Genomic DNA, 3,277 nt, shown 5'->3' with positions numbered 1-3,277 from the left:
CTCGGCGATAGTGTCGGTGGTGGCTGTCACATCAGTCATGCCGCGAGACTACGCCACTCCATCCTGACATCGTAGCGTCAGCAACATTGACCATCAGAGCCTCTTGCGAAAATGCTCGCCGCCGACGATCAGCAGGCCGGCGGCGACGATAAGGGCAGCACCCAGAAAAACCTCGCGGCGTGGCACGTCGCCCCAGATCGCGAAGCCGAGCGCGAACGCCCACATCAGGGAGGTGTATTCGAGGGGCGCCAGGATCGATGCCGGCGTCCGCTTCATGCTTTCGAAGAGAAGATATTGCGCCAGGCCGCCGAGTGCGCCGACGCTGGCAAGAAGCAGCAATTGTGTCGGGTCCGGCGTATGCCACCACAACAAAGCCGGCACCGCCGAAAACACCAGGAAGTTGAAATTGTTGAGGAGGAGCTGGATCATCGAGCGCTCGGCAAGGGCCGTCTTGCGCAGCAGCACGATGGCGATGCCCCACAGGAAGGCCGCCGTCAGCACCAGCAACACGGGTACCGAAAGGCCGAGATGGCCGGGATCGCAGGCGACAAAGACACCGGCAAAGCCGATCAGAACCGCCAGCCAGCGCAAAACAGGCACCTTTTCGCCGAGCAGGACCACCGAAAGCACGGTGACGATGATCGGGGCCGCGTAATAGACGGTGGTCAGTTCGGCGAGCTGCAGGCTGCGGGCGGCATTATAATAGCAAAGCCAGGCGGCAAGCGTGAAGGCGCTGCGCACCAGCATTGGCAACACAATCGGCGAGCGCACGGTATCGGTAAACAGCCGCCGCCCGCCGATGGCCGCGCAGGCACCAAGAATTGTGATGCTGCGAAAGAACATGATCTGCCAGACGCTCATGCCGGCAACCAGCAGCTTGATCGAGGCATCCTGCGTCGAAAACAGCAAGTAGGCGGCGCCGGTCAAAAAGATGCCGGCGAGAACTCTTTCGCGTGTATCGAGAATGGCGATATCGGCCATAAGGCATGCGCCTGCTTGTGTGAGGGCGGCTCCGGCCCCTGTCGGCTCCGCTCTGCCAGCTATACGGGCGAAATCCGGCACGACGCTGCTCCAGCACCGCGCTTGCCTTTGGGGCAGGGGGCGGCGGCGCGAAATACAGCCTGTCCCGGATGCGGCTTCTGGCGCGGCCCGGCTGATTGGTTTAGCATCGTCGCATAAAGCCTGAGAAGGGCGGCGCGCGGAACGCCGGGGAACGGACAGCGAATTGGCGCTCAGCTCATGCCAGATGTAGCATGCGCAGGCGCGGCCTGACGGGCCGCCTATGTCAGAGCGGATATTTCGGGGGAGAAGGCCGATGCGGAAACTGCAGTCGCAAGGCGTCCATCACATCACGCTGGTCGGTGCCGGCCGTCAGACCTCGATCGATTTCTGGGAAGGTGTGCTGGGCATGCCTTTCATCTTCGAGCAGCCCAACCTCGACAAGCCGACCGAAAGCCATCTGTATTTCGATCCGGGCGACGGCCGGCTGATCACCATCTTCACCGACGAGACCCGCACGGCCGTGAAGCGCCGCACCCCAACCGACCCGGGCTGCGTTCATCACATCGCCTTTTCGGTGTCGCGGGTCACCTTCCTGCAGGCGGTCGCCCGGCTCGACGAGCGCGCCATCAAGCACAGCGGCGTCAAGGATCGCGGCTTCATGGATTCGATCTATTTCGAGGACCCGCTCGGCCTGCTGATCGAGCTTGCCTCCTATCGTTTCGAGCCGCCTGCGGGCTTCACCCATGCCGACGTGCTGATGGAGGCGCACAGGCTTCGCGTCGCGCGTGGCGACTACAACATCGCCGAAGTGCATCTGGCTGACGCCATCCAGGCTCTGGTGGAACGCGCGCGCGCGACATTGTCGGCCGACCGGGCACCCAAAAATCCATATTGAGCGCTGAACAGGCAAGGGAGGAATATGTGGCAAAGGCAATGACGAAGAGCGCAAGCAAGCCGGTGGGCAAACCAGCGTCAAAACCGGCGGCAAAAGCAGCCGCCAAACCAGCGGCCAAGACGGCGTCAAGGGCAGCCGCCGGCAAGACGGTGGCCAGGGCCAAGGCGAAACCGGCAAAGAAACCGGCGCTGACCATCAGCATGCTGAAGCCGAGCGTCAACAACATGACCGTTCGCGTCTTTGCCCGCGCCGCCGGGCTCGACCATGCGGAGACCGATGCGTGGGGGCTGACGCGCTCGCCGGAATACATGGCGCGCAATCCGGCCCATCTGACGCCGATGATCGAGGACAAGGGCCTGCCGCGCGGCGTGCTTTGGGAGAGCTGTGCCATCATGCAATATCTTTCCAACAAGCATGGGTTGGAGAAGTTCTACCCCAAGGCGCCAGCCAAGCGGGCAATGATAGACAGCGCCATGTTCTATCTGATCGGCACGCTCTATCCCTATGTGGCGCGCGCCACCTATCCCGCGCTCGGCTTCCCGCAATATGCCGGCGAGGTCGGTCACAGCGACGCCCATCCGGACAGGAAATCGGAGGCACAGAAGGCGGCGGTCGCCGCCATTGCCGAACCGCTCGAGGTCTTCCATTCCTTCTTCCGCGACGGCAAGCCGTTCATCGGTGGCAAGAACCCGTCGATCGCCGACATCCGCCTGGCGGCGACCCTCGAATTCCTCGCCGTCATCGACTACGCCCTGCCCAAATGGGCGAAGGAGTACATGGCGGCGATGGAGAAGAAGCTCGGCAAGGCCTATGCCGGCCCTGCCGGCGACGTGCGCGGCTACATCGCCCATGTGAGGTCGCAGGCCAAGGCGTGATTCCAACCCGTTGATGGGGCGGTGAGCTGCGGAAGCAGTCACCGACTGATTTCACCGGTGGCGTCACGGTTCCCCGCCAGCTTGAAGTTGGCGGGGCTTGCGTTAGTCTGGGCGCGGATGCAGTCGAATTTTTCTCTCGACCGGCTTGAACGCTGGAGCGGTGGCGTGGCTGCCGCGGCCCTGGCGGCAACGCCCGAAGACTTGTCGGCCCGCTTCAGCGCGGCGGCAGGCGTGCTGCTTGGCTCGGATCGTGTCTATGTTGGCTTCTATCGTCGCGATATAACGTCCCTGACCATCGACGATGCCGGACCCGATCGCTGGAACCGCGACTATGATGCGCGCATCTATCGCCAGGATCCCTTCTTTCAGAGGTTCGCCAGCACCAGACAGGATTTCCTGCTGCCCTTGTCGGCTCTCAGCCACGGCGATTTCCAGCGCACGCCCTATTATCGCGAATTCTACGGGCCCTCCGGCAGCTTCGATGAAATAACGGGCGTCTTCAATC

At 62.8% G+C, this 3,277-nt stretch carries 3 protein-coding genes and 1 pseudogene; 3 read left to right on the top strand and 1 reads right to left on the bottom strand.

What is annotated here, in order from left to right:
• Positions 1-93: 93 nt before the first annotated feature.
• Positions 94-981 carry a DMT family transporter gene (locus EOA36_RS31580; protein ID WP_127280778.1) on the bottom strand — a complete coding sequence of 296 codons (888 nt, stop codon included), beginning with the start codon at positions 979-981 and terminating at the stop codon, positions 94-96.
• A 334-nt stretch (positions 982-1,315) separates the two neighbouring features.
• On the opposite strand from EOA36_RS31580, the gene EOA36_RS31575 reads away from it, so the two are divergent.
• The 3 genes and pseudogenes from EOA36_RS31575 to EOA36_RS31565 all read left to right on the top strand — a co-directional run.
• On the top strand, positions 1,316-1,897 hold the full coding sequence (locus tag EOA36_RS31575; protein ID WP_127280777.1) for a VOC family protein: 582 nt from the start codon (positions 1,316-1,318) through the stop codon (positions 1,895-1,897).
• A gap of 38 nt (positions 1,898-1,935) precedes the next feature.
• Positions 1,936-2,772 carry a glutathione S-transferase family protein gene (locus EOA36_RS31570; protein WP_245464525.1) on the top strand — a complete coding sequence of 279 codons (837 nt, stop codon included), beginning with the start codon at positions 1,936-1,938 and terminating at the stop codon, positions 2,770-2,772.
• 165 nt (positions 2,773-2,937) lie between these two features.
• Positions 2,938-3,277 (top strand): annotated as a pseudogene (locus EOA36_RS31565) (LuxR family transcriptional regulator); the annotation flags it as partial.

The organism is Mesorhizobium sp. M8A.F.Ca.ET.021.01.1.1, from assembly GCF_003998025.1.
Classification (GTDB): Bacteria; Pseudomonadota; Alphaproteobacteria; order Rhizobiales; family Rhizobiaceae; genus Mesorhizobium.
This window is presented reverse-complemented; position numbering and strand designations above follow the sequence as displayed.

Excerpts from the sequence above, each read along its gene's own strand:
- EOA36_RS31580 (WP_127280778.1), bottom strand. The coding sequence starts at position 981 with ATGGCCGATATCGCCATTCTCGATACACGCGAAAGAGTTCTCGCCGGC.
- EOA36_RS31575 (WP_127280777.1), top strand. The coding sequence starts at position 1,316 with ATGCGGAAACTGCAGTCGCAAGGCGTCCATCACATCACGCTGGTCGGT.
- EOA36_RS31570 (WP_245464525.1), top strand. The coding sequence starts at position 1,936 with ATGACGAAGAGCGCAAGCAAGCCGGTGGGCAAACCAGCGTCAAAACCG.